This window comes from Vibrio sp. Y176 (assembly GCF_033438945.1).
On record NZ_JAWOQS010000457.1, the window covers coordinates 1 to 737 of the forward strand.

Consider the following 737-nt stretch of genomic DNA (forward strand, 5'->3'; position numbering starts at 1 on the left):
GTTAGGCTTGAACAAGATTCTGAAATTAAATTTTCAAGCTTATCTCGAATGATATGAATAGGCTTGCCTAATAATTCGACATCAAGAGGTTTGATATCGGAAATAGACTCACTAACTCTAGTTTCCATTTATATTTTACCGTGCGTTAACAAACCAAGTTCTTCTAACTTAATATTCGGTAGTCTACACAGAGTTTTTCATGATGTTTTAGTTTTAACTTCGAATTATGTGACTTTAGTTCACATGTTGCTTATGTCAGTACATGCGAAGCTTTTAATAAAAATTAAAAAGGGTTAGTTTCATTTATAAATCGGTTAATAAGTAAAAATAACAATTTTTGAGCAATCTTTGTTGTTATTTTACCAGGATCCTCTATCTGGTGACTAACGTGATTATTATAAAAATATTAATATAACTAGTTGTTTTATTGGTCTTATCTCGTTTGTTTTATGGGTGTTCCAGCTCATGCTAAACGTTTGCCAATCAATTTAAATATTTCAGAATAGGTAATTAACATGATTAGCTATGCCAGTTATAGAGCTTCAGTGGCATATTTAATTAAACTGCTTAAGTCATGGAAATGTAAGATATACCTTTCCTTTCGTAGTTTGATAATAATTTGTAACGTCTTTTTTTCTTTGGGTTTGGTCAATTTTAATCCAGCCATGTCTGGTGAGGTATTGACAGTTCCAATGGATATTTCTAATTGGTCTTTCAAAGGAAATAAATTTGAGTGA

Annotated in this window: 1 protein-coding gene and 1 pseudogene; both read right to left on the minus strand. The window is 30.5% G+C overall.

The window, feature by feature from the left end; all coding sequences use genetic code 11:
* A pseudogene (locus tag R7O13_RS26665) lies at positions 1–128 on the minus strand (flagellar motor switch protein FliM); the annotation flags it as partial.
* Between the two features lie 404 nt (positions 129–532).
* On the minus strand, positions 533–737 hold a 205-nt coding region (locus R7O13_RS26670), incomplete at its 5' end, for a hypothetical protein (RefSeq protein ID WP_318305183.1).